Here is a 17,609-nt window from a genome sequence, read left to right as displayed (position 1 = left end):
GTCATCCCCTTGCCGTGGCTTTGCGGTCCGGCCTATGGCGGTCGGCATGACGGGGCAAGCACCGAGTGCAGAGGAGATTGAGCGGCTGGCGCGCCATGTGCTCGCGCGGCTGCCGGATCCGTTCGCGGCCCATGTTGCCGATATCGTCCTGATCGTTGAGGAGTTCGCCGACGAAGAAACGCTCGCCGAGCTTGAAATTGATGATCCGTTCGGCCTGACCGGGCTGTATCACGGCCAGCCCGTGGGCGAGAAAAGCAGCATGCAATCAGGCGCGCTGCCCGATCGCATTCATCTCTATCGCCGCCCGATCCTGGATGAATGGTGCGATACCGGCGTCGATCTCAAGGCGCTTGTCACCCATGTCGTGGTGCATGAGGTTGGCCATCATTTTGGGCTGTCGGATGCCGATATGCACGCGCTTGAACATGATGGGGACCATCAGGCTTGAGCGGTCTGGCATTCGATCAGGTCGCCTGCACGCGCGGTGGGCGATTGCTCTTCGAGAATGTCTCGTTCGCGCTTGCTGGCGGCGATGCGCTGGTGGTCAGCGGGCCAAATGGGGTCGGTAAATCCAGCCTGATCCGAATCGCCGCCGGGTTACTCACACCGTCAGCGGGGACGGTGACTGGCGGCGTGGCGCGCGCTTATTTGGCCGAGGCGCATGCGCTCGATCCAGAGCGGACGCTGGCCGATGCGCTGCTATTCTGGGCGCGGATCGATGGCGCGGGGCGGGCGGAGGTTGCCGCTGCACTGGCGGAAATCGGGCTTGCCCATATTGCCAACGTGCCGGTGCGGTTGCTGTCGACCGGGCAGCGGCGCCGCGCGGCGCTGGCGCCGCTGATCGCCGGGGGTGCGCCCGTCTGGTTGCTCGACGAGCCAGCGAGCGGGCTGGATGTGGCATCAGTGGCCCGCCTGGGCGACATTATCGGCGCGCACCGCGCGCGCGGCGGCGCCTTGGTGGTTGCGACCCATCAGCCGATCCTGTTGCCCGGTGCGCAGGAGATCATGTTGGCGGGCGTGACGCTATGATGCTGTCGCTGATCCTGCGCGATAGTCGCCGCGCCTGGAGCGGCGGGGGCGCTGTGTTTCCGGTCGCTTTCTTCCTGCTGGCCTGCATCCTGTTCCCGTTCGGAATCGGGCCGGACCGGGTGCTGCTGGCGCGGATCGGCGGGGGGGTGATCTGGGCGGCGGCATTGCTGGCGGCGCTGTTGCCGGTCGAACGGCTGGTTTCGCCCGATGCCGATGCCGGCGTGCTTGATCAGATTGCGGTGCGCGGGTGTTCGATGGTCGAAGTGGCGGCGGCCAAGATCGTCGCGCACTGGCTGAGCTTTGGGCCTCCATTGATGCTGGCGGCGGTGATCGCGGCGGGCTTGCTCGGCATCGATGCGGCAACGCTGGGCGCGATCGAGCTGGGATTGCTGATCGGCACCCCCGGCCTTGCCGCGCTCGCGGTGGCGACATCGGCGCTGGTCGCTGGTTTACGGGGGGCGAGTTCGGTCGCCGGGCTGGTGATGCTGCCGCTCGCGGTGCCGCTGCTGATCTTCGGCGCGGGATCGATTGAGGGCGGGGCAGGGGCGCTCAAGTTGCTCGGCGCGGTGACCTTATTGCTGGTGGCGGGCGCGCCGTTTCTGGCGGCGGCGGCGATTCGGGTGGGGCGGGAATGAAGCAACGTCACGCGATGAGCGCGAAAGGGCACCGCCACCAGCCTCGTCCGGTGACGCCGATGATTCATTCAGCGCTTGATTGCGTCTCACGGCCCGTTAGATTGGGCGGTAACGTCACTCTCAGGAACGAAACCAACATGATCAGGTGCCTGCTTCCCGTTGCTCTCGCTGCCACAGTCGTGGCTATCCCTGCCGCTGCCCAGACGGCGCCACCCATGCCAGTGGGCAATGCTGCTGCGGGCGCCAAGGTTTTTGTCCAATGCAAGACGTGCCATGTGACCGATAAGGGCGTGAACCGGATCGGGCCGTCACTGGCGGGAGTCGTTGGCCGCAAGTCCGGGACTGTGCCGGGCTACAAATACTCTGCCGCAAACCTGAAGAGCGGTGTGGTTTGGACCGCGCCAACGCTTTACAGATATCTCGAAGCGCCAATGAAGTTCATGCCCGGCACCAAGATGACCTTTGGCGGCCTGAAGAAGCCGCAGGACCGTGCGGACGTGATCGCCTTTCTGAAGACCAAGCCCTGATCGCAGCGTTGACGCGGTAAAGCACGGGCCTAAGCCCTACTTTACCGCGTCCACCGCGCAAAGATCGCGGTGGGGAGCAACAACCCGCGCGCTTCTTCGCGCACGGCCATTTCGCCGACCTCCACCGTACCGCCCAGATCGGTCATCGCCTGGCGGAGGAGCTCGCCGATCGCTAGCGCCGACATGCGCACCGCGTACACCGTCAGCACCAGGAATTTGCTGTCGGCATCCATCAGCGCCCGGCAATCAGTGATGAGCGCGGGCAGATTTTCTTCCAGCCGCCAGATTTCACCCGTGGGCCCGCGCCCGAATTTGGGGGGATCGAGGAAGATACCGTCATAACGCTTGCCACGCCGCACTTCGCGCGCCGTGAATTTGGCGGCGTCATCGACCATCCAGCGGATCGGTCGATCGGCCATGTCGGAGAGAAAGGCGTTGGCCTTGCCCGCTTCAACTGATTTTTTCGACGCATCGACATGCGTCATCCGCGCGCCCTTTGCTGCCAAGGCAAGCGTGCCGACACCAGTATAGCCGAACAGATTCAGGACCTCGTCGCCCTCGGCAACATGATCCCGCATCCAGGCCCATTGCGGGGCCATATCCGGGAAGAAGGCGAGGTGGCGGAAGGGGGTGTTCTGGGCAAGGAAAAGCAGCTCCTCCCAGCGGATATGCCAGCCGCCGCGCGGGACGTCTTTGGACAGATGCCAGCGCCCGCCACCCTCTTCATCAGACGCACCGATAAAGTCGCCATCGGCCTCCCAATGGTCCGATGCGGGTGCCCACATCGCTTGCGGTTCAGGGCGAATGAAGCGGAAGCGGCCATAGCGCTCCAGCTTGCGGCCATCGCCGCTATCAACCAGGCCGTAATCTGCCCAGGGTTCGCCGATCAGCGTGATCAGCGTCACCGCGGTGTTGCCCTTGCAGCGATGTATTCGGTTACGTCGGCGAAGCGGGTGGGCAGGCTGGCAAATCGCTCCTCGCGATCATACAGATTGCCGATCCGGGCCGGCAGGGCTGGCCGCATGCCGGTGGCCCGCTCAACAGCATCGCCAAATTTGGCCGGGTGCGCGGTGGCAAGCGTGACCACTGGCACATCGCCCAGATCGGCGCGGCGCGCAGCGGCCAGACCGATCGCGCTGTGGGGATCAATCGTCTGCCCGGCATCGCTATGCGCCCAGCGCATCGCCAGCGCCATATCGTCCAGCCCGATCCGGTCGCTGGTGAACAGCGTAGCCGCGCCTTGGAGCTGAGCATTGGTGAGCCGCATGGCCTTGCTGCTCTCAAAACCGTGCAACTGGGCGGCCAGCGCTGGGCCGTCGCGCCCGCCCAGATCGAACAATAGGCGTTCGAAATTGCTGCTGACCTGAATGTCCATTGACGGGCTCGGCGTCGGCACCACCGTCCCCTGGCTATAATCCCCGGTGCTGAGCGCGCGGTGGAGAATGTCATTGACGTTGGTGGCGACGATCAGCTTGGCGATCGGCAGGCCCATTTTGGCAGCGACATAGCCGGCAAAGACATCCCCGAAATTGCCCGTCGGCACAGAAAAGGCGATTGGACGTTCGGGTGCGCCCAATCGGACCGCAGCGTAGAAATAATAGACGATCTGCGCCATCAGCCGCGCCCAGTTGATCGAGTTCACTGCTGACAGGGCGAAGCGCCCGGAAAAATCAGCATCGTTGAACATTGCCTTCACCAACGCCTGCGCATCGTCGAAGCTCGCGCCCTCCAGCGCGATATTGTGGATATTGGGGGCGAGCACCGTCGTCATCTGGCGGCGCTGGACGTCTGAAACGCGGCCTTTGGGATGGAGCATGAAGACCTCGACGCCCATCCGCCCGGCCAGCGCATCAATCGCGGCCGATCCGGTATCGCCGCTGGTCGCGCCAATCACCGTCAACTGCTTGTCCGTGCCGGCCAGAAACCGTTCGAACAACAGCCCGACCAGCTGGAGCGCGACATCCTTGAAAGCAAGCGTCGGCCCGTGGAAGAGTTCGAGCAGCCAGTGGCGTTGATCAAGCTGAACCAGCGGCGCGACGGCGGCATGGGCGAAGCGGCCATAGGCCTGAGTGCACATGGCCTTCAGTTCTTCCTGCGTCATTGTGTCGCCAATGAACGGCGCCATCACCGCGACGGCGGTATCGACATAGGAAAGTCCGCGCAGCCCAGCGATTTCGTCGGCGGTTACCTGCGGCCATGCCTCAGGCAGGTAAAGACCGCCATCGCTGGCAAGACCTGCCAGCGTGACCTGTTCGAAATCGAGGATGGGGGCCGTCCCCCTGGTGCTGATATAGCGCATGGCCAAGCGCGTTAACCGGGCGTTCCCTGCGGCACAAGCATCGCTCAGGCAGCCGGGCCGTCGTCGCGCCAGCGTCGGCGTAGCGCGAGGGCGTAAATTGCCAGCGCGATTCCGGCGAACAGGAACCACTGGACGCCATAAGCGAGATGGTTGTTAGGGATCGAGTCGATCGTCGGGCGCGGCGCACGGGTGAAGCCCGGCGGCGGTGTATCGGCGACGATCATCAGCGTATCGGGCGTCTTGTCGAACAAATTGCCGATCAGGCTGCGATGCACGGGCGCGAGCGCGATGATCCCGCTGACCTCGCCACCGCGCCACAAAGGCTTGGCATTGGGGTCGCGCGAAATGCCGATTTCGACGGCGAACCCAGGCCCTTCGGCACCGGTGCGGCATTGGGCGATAAACCGCCAGCCAAAGCGGCCCGCGCCCTCCGTCTGCCAACGGGTCGGTTCCAGGCAAAAGGCATTGGTGCGGCGATAGAGCAGCGATTTGTCGGTTGGGATGGCGGGAAAGGCGACTGGCGGGCGCGCTGGATTGGCGGCGAGCTGAGCGAGAAATGCCTCTTTCTTGGGTAGCCGATCGAAGATTTGCCAGCAGCCGAGCGCAATCATCGCCGCTACTGCCAACACAACGATCAAGGTCGCGACAATCGGCACGCGCTTCATGCGTCTGGCTTCTTGATTCGGCCTTCGCTGGCCCTGTTGCGATATTCCAGGCTGATCAACGCGCCCTTTGAGATGCGGAGCGCTCCGACTACGCCAATCGCGGTTAGCGGGGTCCAGATCAGCAGGTGTACCCAGATTGGCGGCGCCAGGGTGAGTGTGAGCGTCACCGCGCCGATCATCACGATCGCGCCGATAATCAGCGTGAGAAAGGCAGCTGGCCCGTCGCCTACATTGAATGCAGTCAGATCGAGCCCGCAATTTGTGCAGCGATCGGCAAATCTGATCCAGCCGACATAGAGCGTCCTGGCCCCGCAGCGAGGGCAAAGGCCGTGCAGCGCGGCCTGGAGCGGCGCTGGGCTGGAAGGTGATTGATCAGGCGCGGCCGACGCACCAGGGATCGGGCTTATAATCAACTGGCGGACCTGCAATGCCTGGGATCGGGAAGCGTGCCTTGAAGGTAAAGGCATGCTGGGACGGCCCAAACCGATCGAGCATCCAGAGCCGCGACAACGCATCGTTGATCGTCGGCAATGTGCCGGCTTCAATCCACCAGAGCGCCTGATAGGCGCCATCGAACCGATCGAAATATTCGCGCCGACGCGCCATTTCCGGCGTGTGGGCGCTTCGATAGACGAAATCGAAAAGCGAATCGGAATCGCGCCAGACCGACATGTTCACTGCCAGCAAGGGATCGGGCGCATAGCTTATCCCCATCGCATTGCCTGCTTCGTCCTGGAGCCGCCAGACAAATCCCGGTGATTGCTCAGCCAGGGTATTGATCCGATCCAGTGCCTCAAAAAACGGGAGAACGCGCGGATCGGGCCATGGCGCGATCAAGCGACCAATATTCACTTGCGCGATATACCAGTCGCTCATCGCATCAGCCACCATGGACGGGTGCGCCCGCGCCGCCCCAGACATAGACCGAGACGAACAGGAACAACCAGACCACATCGACGAAATGCCAATACCAAGCCGCTGCTTCAAAGCCGAAATGCTGGCGTGGAGTGAAGTGGCCCTGATAGACGCGGATCTGGCACACGATCAGGAAGATCGTGCCGATCAGCACGTGGAAGCCGTGGAACCCAGTCGCCATGAAGAAGGACGCGCCAAAGTTCAGCCCCGCAAAGTGGAACGGCGCTTCGGCATATTCATAGCCCTGGATGAGGCTGAACAGCGCGCCGAGCGCGATCGTGATCCACAGGCCTTTTTTCAGCCCGTCGCGGTCACCATGGATCAGCGCGTGATGCGCCCAGGTAACGGTGGTGCCCGACAGCAGCAGGATGACGGTGTTGACGAGCGGCAGGCCCCAGGGGCTGATGACTTCCAGGCCCTTGGGCGGCCATTGGCCAGCGACGTTCTTTACCGTCTCGGCGATCCGCGTCACTTCGCCGCCAATCACTTCGACGGGGGCGGGGAACAGCGAGAAATCGAAAAATGCCCAGAACCAGCCAACGAAGAACATGACTTCGGAAGCAATGAACAGGATCATGCCGTAGCGCAGATGCAACTGCACCACTGGGGTGTGATCGCCCGAATGCGCTTCCTTGATCACGTCCCGCCACCACAGGAACATCGTTGCGAGCACGCCAGCCAGGCCAAGATAAAAGACCAGACCACCGCTAGGCGCCTTGTGCATCCACATGATGCCGCCAACAGCCAGCGCGAGCGCGGCCATCGCGCCCATGAAGGGCCAGATGCTGGGCGGTAGGATGTGGTAATCGTGATTTTTGGCGCCGGCCATGGTCGTCGTTTCCCGTTATAAGCTGATGGAATGCCCTCTAGCCTGCGGCTTTCGCGGAATCCACCGGGTAAAATGTATAGCTGAGCGTGATCGTGTCGATAGCGGTTGCGTCGGGATCCTTGAGCATCTTTGGATCGACGAAAAAGATGACCGGCATCCGCACCGTTTCATTGGGTTTCAGCGTTTGCTGGCTGAAGCAGAAACACTGAATCTTACTGAAATATTTTCCCGCCTGTGCCGGCGCGACATTGAAGGTCGCGGTGCCGGTGATGTCATGATCGGATGTGTTGGTGGCGGTGAAAAACGCCATCTGCCGCGCGCCGACCGTTACCGTGACGGCGGGTTGTTCGGGTTTGAACACCCAAGCCAGTTTGGGGCTGACATTGGTGTCGAAATCGACGCGCACGGTTTTGTTCACTGCACCCGGCGCTTCACGCCCGCGCTGCGTCGTCCCGTTCAGCCCGGTTGCCTCGCAGAAAATGCGATAAAGCGGCACGCTGGCAAAGCCGAGGCCCGTCATGCAGCACACACCAAAGGCGGCGAGGATACCGGTGCGCAGGTTACGGTTCACGAATGGCCCGCCTGGATCTTCGCGATCGTCACCACGAAAAACAGCACGACCAGGCCGCCGAGCACCAGTGCCATCACCAGCGACCGTGACTTCTGCCGCGCGCGGACCAGCTTTTCTTCGTCCGGGGTCATGCCATCCACCGATCAACAACAAGGGCGGCGAACATCGCCAGGATATAGCCGATCGAATAGACGAACAGCATGCGTTCGGGCTTCATCGTCGCGGGCGTTGGGGCAGCGACCGCCACCACCCATCCGGTAAGGCCGACAAAAATTGCAGAGGCGATCATTGCGACCACCCCGTAAAGGCCCCCCGCCAGGCCAAGCGGCCAGGGCGCAACGGCCACGATCGCCATGGCGACGGCATAGCCGAGCATCTGCCAACGGGTGGTACGCGCACCAGCAACGACCGGCATCATCGGCACGCCGCCCTTGGCATAATCGTCCCGAATCAACAGCGCGAGTGCCCAGCTATGCGGCGGGGTCCAGAGGAAGATCAGCGCGAACATCAGGATTGGCAGCAGCGACAGGCTGCCCGTCGCTGCTACCCAGCCAATGAGCGGCGGAAACGCGCCGGCCGCGCCACCGATGACGATGTTCTGCGGCGTATAGCGCTTCAGCCCGATCGTGTAGATGACCACATAAAACAGGATCGACACCGCCAGAAAGGCCGCAGCGATCAGATTGACGACCAGCCCCATCAGCAGCACGCTGAACACGCCAACGCCGATGCCGAAGTGAAGCGCGCTTTCGGGGTCCATCCGGCCAGCCGCAAGCGGGCGCTTGGCGGTGCGCTTCATCAGCGCATCAATGTCCGCCTCATACCATTGGTTGAGCGTACCAGCGGCCCCAGCGGCGAGCGCGATGGCCAGAATGGCGGTAAAGCCGATTGCGGGGGGTAGCGCGACGGGCGCGACCAACATGCCGCACAGCCCGGTAAAGACGACCGAACGCATCACCCGCGGTTTGGTAAGCGCGAGGAAATCCCGCCAATCGGCTAGGATGGAAGGGGAGAGCGTTGTCGTCGTCATGTCTTTTTCCTCCCCTCCTGCCAGCAGGAGGGGTCGGGGGAGGGCGTTTACGTGAGGAGGGCACCGGCCCTGTTCGGGCCCTCCCTTGCCCCCTCCCGCTGGCGGGAGGGGAATGCAGCATCAATGCCCGTGGCTGTCGTCAATCACGGGCAGGGTTTCGAACTGGTGGAACGGCGGCGGGCTGGACAAGGTCCATTCCAGCGTCGTGGCGCCCTCGCCCCAGGGGTTGTTGCCAGCCTTTTTGCCCGACGTGAGCGACCAGAACAGGTTGACGAAGAAGATGATCATGCTCGTTGCCATGACCATATACCCGACAGTCGCCCAGTAATTATAGGTGGCATAGGCTGGCGAATAATCAGGGATGCGGCGCGGCATGCCCTGCAGGCCCAGGAAATGCATCGGGAAGAACAGCAGGTTCACGCCCGCGAAGAACATCCAGAAGTGCAGCTGGCCGAGCGCTTCGTTCATCATCTTGCCCGACATTTTCGGGAACCAGTAAGTGAAGCCAGCGAACAGGCTGAACACCGCGCCCAGCGACAGCACATAATGGAAATGCGCCACCACATAATAGGTGTCCTGCATGTAATCGTCGATGCCGCCATTGGCGAGCACGACGCCGGTCACGCCGCCGACGGTGAACATGAAGATGAAGCCGATCGACCACAGCATCGGCGTCTTGAAGCTGAGCGAACCGCCCCACATCGTCGCGATCCAGCTGAAGATTTTGATGCCGGTCGGCACCGCGATCACCATGGTGGCAGCGGTGAAGTACATCTTCACATTGACCGAAAGGCCGGTCGTGAACATGTGGTGCGCCCAAACGACGAAGCCGACGACGCCGATCGCGACCATGGCATAGGCCATGCCGAGATAGCCGAAGACGGGCTTTTTCGAGAAGGTCGAGATGATCTGGCTGACGATGCCGAAGCCCGGCAAAATCATGATGTACACTTCAGGGTGACCGAAGAACCAGAACAGATGCTGGTAGAGCACCGGATCGCCGCCACCGGCGGGATCGAAGAAGGTGGTGCCGAAATTACGGTCGGTCAGCAACATCGTGATGGCGGCAGCCAGCACCGGCAAGGCCAGCAGCAGCAGGAAGGCGGTGACCAGCACTGACCAAACAAACAGCGGCATTTTGTGCAGGGTCATCCCCGGTGCGCGCATGTTGAAGATGGTGGTGATGAAGTTGATCGCCCCCAGGATCGAGCTCGCGCCCGCCAGATGGAGCGACAGGATCGCCATATCGACCGCAGGCCCTGGCTCACCATAAGTGGAAAGCGGGGCATAGACCGTCCAGCCGGTGCCCGCGCCGCCGAAGAAGGGCGAAGCGAGCAGCAGCGTGAAGGACGGGATCAGCAGCCAGAACGAAATGTTATTCATGCGCGGGAACGCCATATCCGGCGCGCCAATCATGATCGGCACGAACCAGTTGCCGAAGCCACCGATCATCGCCGGCATCACCATGAAGAAAACCATGATCAGCCCGTGCGCGGTGATGAGCACATTCCACAGATGAAGTGAATGATCGAGGCCCGCTTCGCCGCCGGGCAGGAAGGTCGCCCAATAGCCGAGATACTGGATGCCCGGATGCGCGAGTTCGGCGCGCATCAGGCCCGAAATCGCGCCGCCGATGATGCCCGCGACGATCGCGAAGATCAGATAGAGGGTGCCGATGTCCTTGTGGTTGGTCGACATGAACCAACGCGCGAAGAAACCGGGCTTATGATCAGCATCGTGATGATGCGCGTGATCGTCATGGGCCTGGAAGGCGGACGGGTTGAGGGCGGTATCGGTCATGAGTTTACTGGTCCGCTTGCGGGGCTGCGGCGGGCGCGGCCGCTGCATCGGTGGTTGGAGCGGCGGTCGCGGCAGGGGCGGCGGCTGGCGCAGCGGCGCCCTTTACCGAACCACCCTTGGCGACGACCCACTTGTCAAAGGTTGCCTTGTCAACGGCGGCAACCGTAATCGGCATGAAGCCATGGCGCGCGCCGCACAGTTCAGAGCACTGGCCGAAATAGACGCCTGGCTTTTCAATGATGAAGCTGGTTTCGTTGATCTTGCCGGGGACGGCATCAAGCTTGATCCAGAAGGCAGGCATTGCCCAGGCGTGGATCACGTCGTTCGACGTCGTCAGCAGGCGGATTGGCACGCCAACAGGCAGGACGATGCGGTTGTCGGTGGCGAGCAGCGGCGGGCCATCGGCGTCGGTGCGGGCGCGTTCCTCACCCGTCGTCATGCCCTTTTCCTTCAGCATGTTCGACGTGATTTCAAAGCCGCCATTGTCGGGATATTGATAAGACCAATACCATTGGTTGCCGATCGCCTTAAGGGTGATCGCATTGGCCGGGGCTGGCTTATACTGCGCCTGGAGCAGGCCGATCGATGGCACCGCGATCAGCACCAGGATGACGACCGGGGCCAAGGTCCAAATGACTTCGATGAGCGTATTGTGCGATGTCTTCGACGCCACTGGATTCGCAGCGCGCCGATACCGGAACATCACCCAGAGCAGCAGCAACAGCACAAAAACCGAAATGACGGTGATCACAGGCACCAGAATGTCATCATGCATCCAGGCAGCGCGCCGACCGGTCGGCGTCACCTGAGCTTGGACGCCGATGAACTTGTCGGTTGGCTGGCCGACTCCGGCGACGGGCTGGATATCCGGGCCACCATCTAGCGCCAGTAGCGGATCGGTTGCCGTTGTGGCGGGCGCTGCAGCTTCGGCAGGCGCAGCGGTTGGTGCCGCCACCGTCACGCCGGTTGCGGGCGTTGTGGCTGGTTCCTGCTGAGCAGTCATCTGTGGTGCCGCCGCCTGAGCGCCGACCAGGCCGACGCTGCCGAGCACAAGCCCGACCGCCAGCATGAGTGATCTTACCCCCGTTTTACGCCCGGTATTTCGCATTTCGAATCGTCACCTTAATGTTTGTTCGGTGCAGTTTAATGGGTCTTACCAGTCCCTCGCCTAAGCCGGGATACGCCCTTTAGACGGGGCCTATACGCAGGAGGTCCTCTGGCCTCAAGCTTTTCGCAGCCTTTTTTGGCGCATGCGTCCTTAACGAGCGTTGCGCCGCTGCCATCCCAATCCTATCACGCCGCGCGACAGTCCCCAAGGTCAAAAGCCTGCAAGGCCCGCCAGCAAGGATTAATGGCATGATGACGCAAGACGAGGTGCTGGCCGAATTTCGGGAGGCGGGTGCCCTGCTAGAGGGACATTTTATCCTGTCATCGGGTTTGCGCTCGCCGGTTTTTCTGCAAAAAATGCTGGTGTTTCAGGATCCGGTGCGCACCGCGCGGCTCTGCGCTGCGCTCGCTGAAAAGATCACCGCCCAATTTGGGCAGGTCGATCTGATCGTGTCGCCGGCAATTGGGGGAATCATCCCCGGTTATGAAACCGCGCGCGCGCTTGGGTGCAATGCCGTGTTCGTCGAACGCGATAATGGCGTGTTCCAGCTGCGTCGCAATTTTGAGATTCCGGCCGGTGCCCGCGTCGTGATGGTCGAGGATCTGGTCACCACCGGCCTGTCGTCGCGCGAATGCATCGCAGCGATCCGCGATTATCCGGGCCAGTTGCTTGGTGCAGCCTGTCTGATCGATCGATCGAACGGCACCGCCGATATCGGCGTGCCGCTGGTTGCGTTGTGTACGCTCGATATTCCAAGCTATCCTGCCGATGCGCTGCCGCCCGAACTTGCGGCGATTCCGGCAATCAAACCGGGCAGCCGGGGGCTGGCGACGTGAAGTGCATGGTAGTCGCCGCGCTGGCGATTGCGCTGAGCGCAGCGGCGGGCGCGACGGAGCCGCGTGCCGATGCCAAAGCAGTCGAGGCGGTCGTCAGCGCCAGCAACATCGAGGCCTTTGGCGATGTTTTGACGAGTAAGGGCGACAAAATTGTCTTCAGCGCGACGCACCACACCTGGCCCGTCGCGAAACAGAACCTCTGGCGCTGGGCGTCGGTGACCAAACAGGTCGTGGCGACATTGGTGCTGCAGGAAGTGGCCAAGGGACAAATCGATCTCGACAAGCCGGTTGCGGCCTATTTGCCCAAGTTCAAAAGCGCCAATGCCGGGCTGGTGACCGTGCGCCAGCTGTTGCGTCACCAATCGGGCCTGCCCAATCCCGATGATACCGCCGCAACACCGGAGTCAGTGCCCGCATATGATGCGCCAGGCTATACCGGCAGCCGTGATCCGCTGACCGGTTATTGTGCCGGGCCGGTCAAGCGCGCGCCGGGGGGCAATTGGGAATATAATAATTGCGATTACATCGTTGCCGGTGCGTTGCTGGAGGCGGTTACGGGCAAGCCGTGGCAGCGGCTGGTGCAGCAGCGCATCGCCAAGCCGCTTGGCCTCACATCGCTGGGTGCCTTTCCGACCGGCAAGTTGATCGTGCCGGGGACGATCAATGGCAGACCTGAAGCCGGGATAGACCTGAACGCCTTTGGCGCATCGGCCGGTCTTTACGGGACGCTGGCGGATCTGTGGAAATTCGATCGTGCATTGATGACCGGCAAATTGCTGCCCGATTCTGCGCGTGCCGAAATGTGGGACGGGCAGCCGCAACTGGGCGCAATTGCGCTTGGGCAATGGGCATTTTCCGCGCCGCTCAAGGGCTGCGCGGCGCCTGTTCGGATCATTGAGCGGCGCGGGGCGATCGGCGGGGTGGAAGTGCGCAACTTCATTCTGCCCGACGCCGATATTGTTGCCATAATTTTCGTCGATCGTGCAGACTTTGCGTTTGGCGAGGTGTGGCAGGGCCAAGGGTTCAGCCATGATCTGCTCGCAGCGGCGGCCTGCTCAGGGGTGAAGTAATGCACGAGTATCTGCGTTTAGGCGTCAATATCGATCACGTGGCGACCGTGCGCAACGCGCGCGGGGTCGGCTATCCTGATCCGGTGCGCGCCGCGCTGGTCGCCGCAGCGACGGGGGCCGACGGTATTACCGCGCATCTGCGTGAGGACCGGCGGCACATTACCGACGACGATATTGCCCGGCTGATGGCCGAGCTGACGATCCCGCTCAATCTGGAAATGGCCGCGACCGACGAGATGCTCGGCATCGCCTTGGCGCACCGGCCGCATGCAGCCTGTATCGTGCCCGAAAAGCGCGAGGAACGCACGACGGAGGGCGGCCTTGATGCGGCCGGTATGCACAATCATCTGGCACCGATGGTGCGCGAGCTGAAGGGCGCAAACATCCGCGTTTCGCTATTCGTCGAGCCCGATCCACGCCAGATTGAGGCTGCGCTCCGGCTGGGCGTGCCAGTCATCGAGCTGCACACTGGCGCCTATGCCGAGCTAACGGACGAAGCACGCGCGGCGGAATTGCGGCGGCTTCAGGATGCGGCGGCGCTTGCCGTCAAGAACGGTATTGAAGTCCATGCCGGGCATGGCCTGACGCTCGACAATGTCGCGCCGATCGCGGCTATCCCGCAGGTCAAGGAACTGAACATCGGTCATGCGTTGATCGCCGATGCGATTTTCATGGGACTGGGCGGGGCGGTGACGGCGATGCGCGCCGCGATGGACGCCGCCCGGTGACTGCCAGCCGGTCCGAAGCGTTGCGACCAATGCAGCCAACAATGGCGTTACCGGTTCGCGTGCTGGTGTTTTTGCAGATCCTGCTGTGCACGGCCATCGCTACAAGTCCGCTGATCGTTGCGCTGGCGTTGAAGCCTGATTTGTCGGCGCGTGCTGTCATCGATGTGCTGGCCGAGCGCGTCTTTACGGGGCTCGTGGTCAGCATTGGGATGATCGGCTTTGGCTTGCTTGGCTGGGCGCGGTTCGGCGCGACGACATTTATTTGCGTCATGCTTTTTTTCTGCCCAACGCTCGCGGCACTGTATTTTGCTGCGCTGGGGTTTCGATGATCATCGGGCTGGGATCTGATCTGTGCAATATTGAGCGGATTCAGGCGTCGCTCGATCGCTTTGGGGATCGTTTCGAACAGCGCGTCTTTACCGCTGTTGAACGTGCCAAGGCCGGTCAGCGTCCGTTCACCCGCGCTGGCACATATGCCAAACGCTTCGCTGCCAAAGAGGCATTTTCCAAGGCGGTGGGCACGGGATTTAAACGCGGCGTGTTCATGAAGGATATCGGCGTGGTCAATGCCCGCAGCGGCGCGCCGACGCTGGCATTGACCGGCGGGGCCAAGGCAAGGCTTGACGCAATGATACCTGAAGGCCACCTCGCACGCATACATTTGACGCTGACCGATGATCACCCCTGGGCGCAGGCCTTTGTGATCATCGAAGCGGTCAAGATTGAAATTGGTTCAAGGGACGATGATGATGCCGGGAGATGAGTTGACGATGGACGGCGCAGGCCCAACCGACGCCGTCGCGACGACCGCCGCCAACCCGGGCACTGACTGGTTGGGTGAGGCGCGCGGCATTTTGTGGCTCGTCCTGGCGGTGCTTGGCTTTCACAGCTTTGTGGCAAAGCCTTTTTACATTCCGTCTGAATCGATGCTGCCTGGCCTGCTGATCGGCGACCGGCTGGTGGTGACGAAATATCCCTATGGCTATTCTTTCGTCTCGCCGACCTTCCACTTGTTGCCGTTCGTGCCCGGTCGGCTATTTGGCCGATTGCCCGAACGCGGCGACGTCGTGATCGTCACCCCGCCTGGATCGACCGAGGATTATATCAAGCGCGTGATTGGCCTGCCCGGCGATACGATTGAAGTGCGCGACGGCGTTGTGTTGCTGAATGGCGTCGCGGTGAAGCGGGGAAAGCTGCATGAAAAGCTGATTCCGGTCGATGCCAATGCGACCTGCACTGATTATTCAGGGGCGTTACGCGCCGGCGCTGATGGCGTGTTTACCTGTCATTTGCCGATCGTGACCGAAACCCTGCCCAATGGCCGGAGCTATGATACGGTCGAGCTCGGGTATAGCCCCGGCGACAATTATCCGGCCGTGAAGATTCCGGCGAACCATGTTTTTCTGATGGGTGATAATCGCGACCGCAGCGCCGATAGCCGTTTTGCGCTTGGCGAGCCCGACAAGGGGCTAGGTGGCCCAGTGCCTTGGGAATATCTTGGCGGCCGCGCTGAATTCATTACCTTTTCGGTCGATGGCAGCAGCAGCTGGAACCCGATTAGTTGGTTTACTGCCTTTCGATCGGGCCGTGCGGGCAATTCGCTCCATGCCCGTCAAGCTGGTGACCCTGTCAATACCGCACCGCTAGCGCCGGCGCCGGCTGCAGCCCGGGCGCCAGCCGCGACCAAGGCGCTATGAGCAAACCACCGGTCGATATCGTCGCAGGCCCCGCGCCGAACGAATTCAGCGACCCCTTTGTCCGCAAGGAATTGAAGCGTGCCGCCGTCTGGTTGGGGCTGGCGGCAGCGATTGCGCTGATGGTGCTGTTGATTCAGCCCTTGCTGATCATCTTTGGCGGGCTGGTTTTTGCCTCGATGCTTGACGGCGGCGTCCGGCTGCTCGGGCGCGCTTTGCCGATTGGCCGGGGTTGGCGGCTGGCAATCGTGATGCTGTTCAGCATCGCCTTTCTGGTCGGTACCATTTATTTGACTGGAGTGCAGGTTGCTGACCAATTTGCACAACTCCGGGCCACGCTGGATGTGCAGGCGCAGCGCGCGATCGCCTGGGCGGTGGAGCATGGCATGGTGCCGGGCCGAGCCGATGTGAACGGTCTGATCCAGCAAGCGCTGGGCTCGTTTGGACGGCTGACGTCCTGGATCGGCACCGCGGTTGGCGCGGTAACAAGCATGGTGATGGTGGCGGTGATCGGCCTGTTCGTGGCGATCGAACCCAGGCTTTATGAGCGCGGGCTGCAATGGATGGTCCCGCAGGATCTGCGCAGCGAATTCGCCATCACGATTGGCCGGATGGCGTACACAATGCGTCGCCTGCTCGCCGGGCGGTTGCTCGGCATGGCGTTTGAAGGCGTGCTGATCTGGTTCGCGTTGATGCTGGGCGGGGTGCCGATGGCGCTGGTTTTGGGCATTATTGCCGGCATTCTGGCCTTCATTCCCAATGTCGGGGCGATTTTGACGGGCATATTGATGGTTGCGGTTGGCTTTAGCGCCGGGACGCATGAAGGCGTCTGGGCGATTGCCACCTATCTAATCGTGCAGAATTTCGATGGCTATGTCGTGATCCCGCTCGTTGCCAAGCACACCGTGGATATGCCGCCGGCGCTGACGCTTTCTTCCCAGATACTGGCGAGCACGTTGTTTGGCGTGATTGGTCTGGCGCTGGCCGATCCGATCGTCGCGATGATCAAGGTGGCGCTGGAACGCGGGTCTGAGCTGCCAGCCCTTGGTGATGGGCCGACCGGGGTGGCGGTGTCCAGCGGCGCTGGCCCAGGCGTTCCCGGCCCGGCATGACCCCTCCGGTAATCGCAACATTATTTGATTATCATCGCTCCTCAGCCAGTTACCGGGTGCGGATTGCGCTGAACCTGAAGGGCATTGCGTGGTCGCGGGTGGCGGTAAACCTGCTAGAAAACGAACAAGGCAGCGCCGCCAATCTCGCGCGGAACCCGCAAGGGCAGGTGCCGACGCTCGAAATTGACGGCCTATCGCTGATTCAGAGCCTGGCGATTATCGACTATCTCGACTCGACCCGCCCAACGCCGCCCTTGCTCCCGCGCGAACCGGCAGCGCGCGCGCGGGTGATTGCGCAGGCACTGGTGATCGCCGCCGACACGCACCCGATCGGTAATATGCGTTTTATCCGCCAATTGGGCGACCAATTCGGCGCAGATGAGGCGGCGAAGACTGTCTGGCGGCGGCACAGCATGGCATTGGGACTGCAAGCGCTGGAGGCGCTGGCAGAATCGGATGTGCCGCACAGCGCCGGGCCCTTTCTCGGCGGCGATTCGCCCAACCTTGCCGATATCTGCCTGGTGCCGCAGCTCTATAATGCCCGCCGATTTGATCTGCCGCTTGATCCATATCCTATTCTCGTCCGCGCCGATGCAGCAGCGAGTGCCCTACCGGCGTTTGCAGATGCGCATCCCGATCGGTTCCTGCCCTAGCTGGCCCGTTGCCACCCAAGTGCTGGGATCGAGACATTTTTGGCCGCTAGAGCGATTCTTCTAGGTCCAATTACAGCAACGACCTCCGTTCGGCCTGAGCGAAGTCGA

Annotated in this window: 23 protein-coding genes; 12 read left to right on the top strand and 11 right to left on the bottom strand. The window is 62.1% G+C overall.

All coding sequences use genetic code 11. The features are described from left to right. Window positions 1-46 precede the first annotated feature (46 nt). The 4 genes from B7Y43_RS14455 to B7Y43_RS14440 are packed head-to-tail and all read left to right on the top strand — an operon-like array spanning window position 47 to window position 2,191. Window positions 47-448: a metallopeptidase family protein gene (locus B7Y43_RS14455; protein ID WP_374132367.1), complete on the top strand. Its 402-nt coding sequence runs from the start codon at window positions 47-49 to the stop codon at window positions 446-448. Continuing rightward, window positions 445-1,029, top strand: a complete 585-nt coding sequence (ccmA, locus tag B7Y43_RS14450) for a heme ABC exporter ATP-binding protein CcmA (protein ID WP_374132366.1) — start codon at window positions 445-447, stop codon at window positions 1,027-1,029. Before B7Y43_RS14455 ends, ccmA begins: the two co-directional genes overlap by 4 nt. Beyond that, a complete protein-coding gene (locus B7Y43_RS14445) occupies window positions 1,029-1,664 on the top strand; it encodes a heme exporter protein CcmB (RefSeq protein WP_374132409.1) in 636 nt (211 codons plus the stop codon). Before ccmA ends, B7Y43_RS14445 begins: the two co-directional genes overlap by 1 nt. Beyond that, window positions 1,661-2,191 carry a cytochrome c family protein gene (locus B7Y43_RS14440; RefSeq protein WP_374132365.1) on the top strand — a complete coding sequence of 177 codons (531 nt, stop codon included), beginning with the start codon at window positions 1,661-1,663 and terminating at the stop codon, window positions 2,189-2,191. Before B7Y43_RS14445 ends, B7Y43_RS14440 begins: the two co-directional genes overlap by 4 nt. Window positions 2,192-2,232: 41 nt before the next feature. Here the strand turns inward: B7Y43_RS14440 and B7Y43_RS14435 are convergent, their stop codons facing one another. The 11 genes from B7Y43_RS14435 to coxB form a co-directional block, all read right to left on the bottom strand. Then, window positions 2,233-3,096, bottom strand: a complete 864-nt coding sequence (locus tag B7Y43_RS14435) for a class I SAM-dependent methyltransferase (RefSeq protein WP_374132364.1) — start codon at window positions 3,094-3,096, stop codon at window positions 2,233-2,235. Further along, window positions 3,093-4,490, bottom strand: coding sequence for a threonine synthase (gene thrC / locus B7Y43_RS14430; RefSeq protein ID WP_374132363.1), 1,398 nt, complete (start codon window positions 4,488-4,490; stop codon window positions 3,093-3,095). The genes B7Y43_RS14435 and thrC overlap by 4 nt, the downstream gene beginning before the upstream one ends. Before the next feature lie 44 nt (window positions 4,491-4,534). Next, the gene (locus B7Y43_RS14425) at window positions 4,535-5,155 is read right to left on the bottom strand and encodes an SURF1 family cytochrome oxidase biogenesis protein (protein WP_374132362.1); all 621 of its coding nucleotides are present in this window, start codon (window positions 5,153-5,155) and stop codon (window positions 4,535-4,537) included. Further along, window positions 5,152-5,562: a DUF983 domain-containing protein gene (locus tag B7Y43_RS14420; RefSeq protein ID WP_374132408.1), complete on the bottom strand. Its 411-nt coding sequence runs from the start codon at window positions 5,560-5,562 to the stop codon at window positions 5,152-5,154. Before B7Y43_RS14420 ends, B7Y43_RS14425 begins: the two co-directional genes overlap by 4 nt. Further along, complete coding sequence (locus B7Y43_RS14415; protein ID WP_374132361.1) at window positions 5,528-6,031, bottom strand: DUF3291 domain-containing protein; 504 nt, start codon at window positions 6,029-6,031, stop codon at window positions 5,528-5,530. The genes B7Y43_RS14420 and B7Y43_RS14415 overlap by 35 nt, the downstream gene beginning before the upstream one ends. A gap of 4 nt (window positions 6,032-6,035) precedes the next feature. Continuing rightward, window positions 6,036-6,899 carry a cytochrome c oxidase subunit 3 gene (locus B7Y43_RS14410; protein ID WP_374132360.1) on the bottom strand — a complete coding sequence of 288 codons (864 nt, stop codon included), beginning with the start codon at window positions 6,897-6,899 and terminating at the stop codon, window positions 6,036-6,038. Between the two features lie 37 nt (window positions 6,900-6,936). Next, the gene (locus B7Y43_RS14405) at window positions 6,937-7,470 is read right to left on the bottom strand and encodes a cytochrome c oxidase assembly protein (protein ID WP_374132359.1); all 534 of its coding nucleotides are present in this window, start codon (window positions 7,468-7,470) and stop codon (window positions 6,937-6,939) included. Continuing rightward, window positions 7,467-7,601 carry a hypothetical protein gene (locus tag B7Y43_RS14400; protein WP_374132358.1) on the bottom strand — a complete coding sequence of 45 codons (135 nt, stop codon included), beginning with the start codon at window positions 7,599-7,601 and terminating at the stop codon, window positions 7,467-7,469. Before B7Y43_RS14400 ends, B7Y43_RS14405 begins: the two co-directional genes overlap by 4 nt. Continuing rightward, the gene (locus B7Y43_RS14395) at window positions 7,598-8,500 is read right to left on the bottom strand and encodes a protoheme IX farnesyltransferase (protein WP_374132357.1); all 903 of its coding nucleotides are present in this window, start codon (window positions 8,498-8,500) and stop codon (window positions 7,598-7,600) included. Before B7Y43_RS14395 ends, B7Y43_RS14400 begins: the two co-directional genes overlap by 4 nt. A 120-nt stretch (window positions 8,501-8,620) precedes the next feature. Continuing rightward, window positions 8,621-10,300, bottom strand: coding sequence for a cytochrome c oxidase subunit 1 (gene ctaD / locus B7Y43_RS14390; RefSeq protein ID WP_374132356.1), 1,680 nt, complete (start codon window positions 10,298-10,300; stop codon window positions 8,621-8,623). A 4-nt stretch (window positions 10,301-10,304) separates the two neighbouring features. After that, window positions 10,305-11,369, bottom strand: coding sequence for a cytochrome c oxidase subunit II (gene coxB / locus B7Y43_RS14385; RefSeq protein ID WP_374132355.1), 1,065 nt, complete (start codon window positions 11,367-11,369; stop codon window positions 10,305-10,307). 290 nt (window positions 11,370-11,659) lie between these two features. Here coxB and pyrE point away from each other — a divergent pair, with 290 nt between their 5' ends. From pyrE to maiA, 8 genes are read left to right on the top strand one after another with little or no spacing between them, the layout of a single operon-like run. Next, entirely contained in the window at window positions 11,660-12,244 is a 585-nt protein-coding gene (gene pyrE, locus B7Y43_RS14380) for an orotate phosphoribosyltransferase (RefSeq protein ID WP_374132407.1), read from the top strand. Window positions 12,245-12,249: 5 nt separating this feature from the next. Further along, window positions 12,250-13,314 (top strand): serine hydrolase, encoded by a 1,065-nt coding sequence (locus B7Y43_RS14375; protein ID WP_374132406.1) that lies wholly within the window; start codon window positions 12,250-12,252, stop codon window positions 13,312-13,314. Beyond that, window positions 13,314-14,042 carry a pyridoxine 5'-phosphate synthase gene (locus tag B7Y43_RS14370; protein WP_374132354.1) on the top strand — a complete coding sequence of 243 codons (729 nt, stop codon included), beginning with the start codon at window positions 13,314-13,316 and terminating at the stop codon, window positions 14,040-14,042. The genes B7Y43_RS14375 and B7Y43_RS14370 overlap by 1 nt, the downstream gene beginning before the upstream one ends. A gap of 41 nt (window positions 14,043-14,083) precedes the next feature. After that, entirely contained in the window at window positions 14,084-14,371 is a 288-nt protein-coding gene (locus B7Y43_RS14365; protein WP_374132353.1) for a hypothetical protein, read from the top strand. Beyond that, window positions 14,368-14,805, top strand: coding sequence for a holo-ACP synthase (gene acpS / locus B7Y43_RS14360; protein ID WP_374132352.1), 438 nt, complete (start codon window positions 14,368-14,370; stop codon window positions 14,803-14,805). Before B7Y43_RS14365 ends, acpS begins: the two co-directional genes overlap by 4 nt. Continuing rightward, the gene (gene lepB, locus B7Y43_RS14355; protein WP_374132405.1) at window positions 14,792-15,739 is read left to right on the top strand and encodes a S26 family signal peptidase; all 948 of its coding nucleotides are present in this window, start codon (window positions 14,792-14,794) and stop codon (window positions 15,737-15,739) included. The genes acpS and lepB overlap by 14 nt, the downstream gene beginning before the upstream one ends. After that, the gene (locus B7Y43_RS14350) at window positions 15,736-16,848 is read left to right on the top strand and encodes an AI-2E family transporter (RefSeq protein WP_374132351.1); all 1,113 of its coding nucleotides are present in this window, start codon (window positions 15,736-15,738) and stop codon (window positions 16,846-16,848) included. The genes lepB and B7Y43_RS14350 overlap by 4 nt, the downstream gene beginning before the upstream one ends. Further along, entirely contained in the window at window positions 16,845-17,501 is a 657-nt protein-coding gene (gene maiA / locus B7Y43_RS14345; protein ID WP_374132350.1) for a maleylacetoacetate isomerase, read from the top strand. The genes B7Y43_RS14350 and maiA overlap by 4 nt, the downstream gene beginning before the upstream one ends. Window positions 17,502-17,609: the final 108 nt, after the last annotated feature.

Source organism: Sphingomonas sp. 28-62-20 (assembly GCF_002281505.1).
This window is presented reverse-complemented; position numbering and strand designations above follow the sequence as displayed.